Source organism: Tepidiforma sp., assembly GCF_034433535.1.
In the GTDB taxonomy this organism is placed as follows: domain Bacteria; phylum Chloroflexota; class Dehalococcoidia; order Tepidiformales; family Tepidiformaceae; genus Tepidiforma.
In genome coordinates this window covers 1-4,527 of record NZ_DAOUAO010000077.1, presented here as the reverse complement: position 1 = coordinate 4,527, position 4,527 = coordinate 1, and the positions used below count along the sequence as shown (strand labels likewise).

Here is a 4,527-nt window from a genome sequence, read left to right as displayed (position 1 = left end):
GGCGGGGGGCGCGATTGTGGCGGCGACATCGAACCGCCAGCGGCTGGGGCCTGCGATGACGTGGGCATGCCTGTTCTACTGCCTGTCGGTGGCTGGCTTCACGTTCATGCGGGAGCTGTGGTTCGCGGTGGGGGCGCTGGTGGTGGCGGGGGTGTTCCACAGCATCTATGCGGCGTTCAACGCGTCGCTGATGCAAATGAAGGCGGCACCGGAATTCCGGTCTCGGGTGGTGGCGCTGCAGACGGTGACGTGGGGGCTCACGCCGTTCGCAGGACTGCTGATGGGGGCAATGATTGACCGGTGGGGTGCGCCGCATACGGTGCTGGCGTGGATGCTGGCTGCGGCGGGGCTGACGCTGGCGCTGGCCGTGGGGAGCCGGGAGCTGCGGAGGGTATAGGGGATGGAGGCGCTGCAGTCGGTCCTGTCGATGGGGCTCCGGCGGCTGGATGCGGAGGGACGGCCGACGGGCGAACCGGCGGAACTCGCTGACCTCGCCGCCGCAGCAGCGCTGTACGTGGTGGACCTGGAGATGTCGGGGCCGAACCCGCAGGTGCACGAGATTCTCGACATCGCCGGGGTGCGGGCGGCGCTGGCGCCGGGATTGCCGGAGGAGGAGTCGTGGAGCGCGCGGGTGCGGCCGAAGCGGATCGGAAACGCGGTGCCGGCGGCGCTGAAAGTGGTCGGCTATTCGCCGAAGGAGTGGAGGACGGCGCTGGACCTCGAGGCGGCGATGGACCGGTTCGCCGGGACGGGGCGCGACGCCGTGCTCACCGGCTGGGGGATGGCGCAGGACCTTGCCTTCCTGAGCGAGGCGTTCCGGCAGCTGGGGGAGCCGTGGCCGTTCGCACTGGCGGCGATCGACGTACAGGCGATAGCGCGGGCGCTGCTGAAGGGGAACGGCGAGGTGGACCGGTTCAACCTCGGGCACGTGGCGGACCGGCTCGGGATCGGGCGGATGGGGGAGCACGGCGCACTCGCGGACGCCTACGCGACGTACGACGTGCTCGTGAAGCTGGTGGAACGGGTCGCCCGGCTGACGGCCGAGAGGGAACGCTAAGGCCTGCTGGCGTCCGCGAGCCCTGCCGCGAAGTCCGCCTCCTGCTGCCGGAGCTCGGGCGAGGCGTAGCGGATGGTGTATCTGCCGATGCCGTTGTGCTCGTCGTAGCGGATCACCTCGAGCGGGGGCGTCGAGAACGTGGCCTGAGCGATCCCGAGGATGGTCCCGTCCGGAGCGATGTGAACCTGGAGGCGTGCAACCCGGTTCTCGGGGCGGGAGGCCTGCACAGGCCCGCCGGGGACGTCGAACGGGTCGCGCGGTTCGATCCCGAGGATCGCCAGCGTGGTGCCATCCGCCATAGTGGCGAGGAGGTCGAGCCGCGGCACCGGGCCTGCCAGGAGGTACTCGACCGCCCTGCGAGCATCGGCTTCATCAGCCCAGAAGCCGTTCGGCCGCCGGTCGAGCGTCACCTTTCGGATGACGGTGCCGGGGGCCACGCCGAGGCGCGTGCAGTCTGTTTCGCCGCGCACCATGATCGTTTCGCAGGCGACCGACAGGGTGCGAAGGCGGGAGAGCGTCGCTGCCGGGTCGCCGCGGAGGAGCCCATCGAGGGCAGAAGCCGCCGCAGGAGCTTCCTGCTGCAGCCGGGAAAGCGCCCCAACGGGGTCAGCGGGGACTCCGGAGAGAAGGCCGGGCGTAGGCGTCGGGGCTGCAGACACCGGCGGCTGCTCGCTGCTGCCGCTCCTCGCGTTCCAGAGGAGCGCGCCGGCGGCGATGATGACCGCGGCGAGTGCGGCTGCCGTCAGCGCAAGCTGCCGGGGGTGCCTCCACGAGATGTTCGATGAAGCCATGGCGCGGTTCCTTTCGCCGGGCGCCACTGCCCGGCCGCTCAATGTGCTTCGAACGCTGGCGTGTCGGGCGAGCGCCAGCGTAAGGACCAGTTCTGACAGGAGTAGGGAATCCATGACGGGGAATAGCCAACCCCGCCCGACCGGTTGATGGTCGAGCCGACACGATATCCGGGGCACGACGTAGCCGAAGGTCCATGCAGCCCCACTGATTTGCCGCCCATTACCGAACATTCTGAACCGTTCGCCCAGCACGTGTCGTCCGTCTTATCCACGACGGCCACGTACGCTGAGGGCCGCATGGCCATATGAAGGTGGAGCGCGCTCGTCCCACAATACCCCGGATTGGCAACGACGGAAGCAAGCCACTGCCCTGCGGAGCTGACGGCTGATGTGTACCCGGAGCTCACAGAGGCCGTGGAAACGTGAAGGATGTCAATGTCGTGGTCGTAATCGGTGACCCAGGTCCCTGCGACCAGGCGCTGCATGCGGGCCCGCACGCGGCAGTCCTCGGCAAGGAAGTACCAGTACCGGACGGGATACGCCTGCGTGACGGGTGCCATCGCCCGGACGTAGACCGGTGTTGAAAGCGAGAGCGACCCAGAGTAGTCATAGGCTCCGAGGCCCGCGTAGTCGTCGAAATGCAGTCCATAATCAGCAACGGAAGCACCGCCGTTCTGATGGGCTGGCATTACCCAGACCTGCGTCGCAAGTGCCCCAGCGCTCCGTTCTGCCGTGAACGACGCGAGCGTGACTGTCGCACAAGCAACGATGACAGCCACTCGCTTCATGGGCGACCTCCGGTGCATAATTTTCGTCATGCTAGCCACAAATTGGGGGGGGGTCAAGGGCTCGGCAACGGTGAGCGAGGGGCGCCGGCAGCGGGCGCTGGCCCCTTGACAATCCTTTGCGTAACGCGAACGATGATGGTGATGTTCTCGGGGCGGGGTGCAATTCCCCACCGGCGGTGAAAGCCCGCGACCCCCTGCACCGCTCGCTCGATGCAGGGGCTGACCCGGTGGAATCCCGGGGCCGACGGTAACAGTCCGGATGGGAGAGAACAGGGGATTGCGCGGCAGGCCCGGCCTGCCCTGCGTGCTGTGCGCTGCTGCATTTCCCGCCGCCCCGGGAGGATCGAAACTTTGCACCGGGGCTGATGCCATGAGGGGACCGGCTGGCAGGATGAGCGCCTGGAGCGGGGGGCGCGCCTGATGTTTACCGGGATCATCGAAGAAGTCGGCGAAGTGGTGGAGGCAGGCGAAGGGACGCTGCGCATCCGGGCGCCCCTCGTGCTGCAGGACAGCAAGCTGGGGGATTCGATCGCGATCAACGGGGTCGACCTGACGGTTGCCTCGATCGACGGCGATACGTTCTTCGCCAACCTGATGCCTGAGACGTACCGCCGGAGCAACCTCGGGGAGCTGAAGCCGGGCGACCGGGTCAACCTCGAGCGTTCGGTGCGGCCGACGGACCGCCTGAGCGGGCACATCGTGCGCGGGGTTGTCGAGGGGACGGGCCGGATCGTTTCGATGACGCCGGAAGGCGAGGCGATCATCGTGCGCATCGCGGCGCCCCCAGAGCTGCTGCGTTACATGGTGGTCAAGGGGCCGGTGTGCATCGACGGGATCAGCCTGACCATCATCGCGAAGGACTCCGAGAGCTTCGCGGTTTCGCTGGTGCAGTACACGCAGGAGCACACCAACCTCGTCGGGCGGAAGCCGGGCGACCGTGTGAACCTGGAGACCGATATCCTGGCGCGGTACGTCGAAAGCGTGCTGGCTGCGCGTGCGGGGGAGGGTGCGAAGTGAGCGAGCGAGACCCGGTGATGGCAACGGTCCCGGAGGCGATCGAGGAGTACCGGCGCGGGAAGTTCGTGATCATCACGGACGACGAGGACCGTGAGAACGAGGGCGACCTCTGCATCGCGGCGCAGTTCGTGACGCCGGACCACATCAACTTCATGGCGAAGTACGGGCGCGGGCTGATCTGCTGTTCGCTCACGGAGGAACGGTGCGACCAGCTCCAGCTCCCGCTGATGGTGGACCCGAAATCGAACACCTCCGGGTTCGGGACGCCGTTCACGGTTTCGGTGGAAGCGCGGACGGGGGTGACCACCGGGATCAGCGCGGCCGACCGGGCGCGGACGGTGCAGGTGCTGATCGACCCGCAGACGCGGCCGGAGGACCTTGCCCGCCCGGGGCATATGTTTCCGCTGCGGGCGCGCAAGGGCGGGGTGCTCGTGCGCGCAGGGCAGACGGAGGCGAGCGTCGACCTGGCGAAGCTGGCGGGCCTGTACCCGGCAGCTGTGATCTGCGAAATCATGAAGATGGACGGCGAAATGGCCCGCATGCCGGACCTGAGGCGGTTCGCGCGGCGGCACGGGCTGCGGATCGTGACCGTCAACGACATCATCCGGTACCGGCTGCGGACGGAGCGGCTGGTGACGCGGGTGGCTGAGACGCGCCTGCCGACGCCGTACGGGGAGATGATGATCCTCGGCTACCGGGCGGAGGGTCAGCCGGATGAGCACGTTGCGCTGGTGAAGGGGCCCATCGACCCCGATGTGCCGACGCTGGTGCGGGTGCACGACCAGTGCGTGACCGGCGACGTCTTCGGTTCGATGCGCTGCGACTGCGGCGAGCAGAAGGAAGCCGCGCTGCGGATGATCGGCGAGCAGGGCGG

General features: G+C 68.2%; 4 protein-coding genes, 1 pseudogene and 1 riboswitch. Of the genes and pseudogenes, 4 read left to right on the top strand and 1 reads right to left on the bottom strand.

The window, feature by feature from the left end; all coding sequences use genetic code 11:
- Together VAE46_RS04325 and VAE46_RS04320 are read left to right on the top strand one after the other, a co-directional pair.
- Positions 1-397 (top strand): annotated as a pseudogene (locus tag VAE46_RS04325) (hypothetical protein); the annotation flags it as partial.
- Positions 398-400: 3 nt separating this feature from the next.
- A complete protein-coding gene (locus VAE46_RS04320; protein WP_322795688.1) occupies positions 401-1,057 on the top strand; it encodes a 3'-5' exonuclease in 657 nt (218 codons plus the stop codon).
- On the opposite strand, the gene VAE46_RS04315 is transcribed toward VAE46_RS04320, so the two are convergent.
- Positions 1,054-1,848: a hypothetical protein gene (locus VAE46_RS04315; RefSeq protein WP_133117616.1), complete on the bottom strand. Its 795-nt coding sequence runs from the start codon at positions 1,846-1,848 to the stop codon at positions 1,054-1,056. The genes VAE46_RS04320 and VAE46_RS04315 overlap by 4 nt on opposite strands.
- Positions 1,849-2,775: 927 nt before the next feature.
- Positions 2,776-2,911: riboswitch (FMN riboswitch) on the top strand.
- Between the two features lie 145 nt (positions 2,912-3,056).
- Here VAE46_RS04315 and VAE46_RS04310 point away from each other — a divergent pair.
- Both VAE46_RS04310 and ribB read left to right on the top strand, forming a co-directional pair.
- Positions 3,057-3,653: a riboflavin synthase gene (locus tag VAE46_RS04310; protein ID WP_322795687.1), complete on the top strand. Its 597-nt coding sequence runs from the start codon at positions 3,057-3,059 to the stop codon at positions 3,651-3,653.
- Positions 3,654-3,670: 17 nt separating this feature from the next.
- The coding region (ribB, locus tag VAE46_RS04305) for a 3,4-dihydroxy-2-butanone-4-phosphate synthase (RefSeq protein WP_416223939.1) at positions 3,671-4,527 on the top strand (857 nt) is incomplete at its 3' end.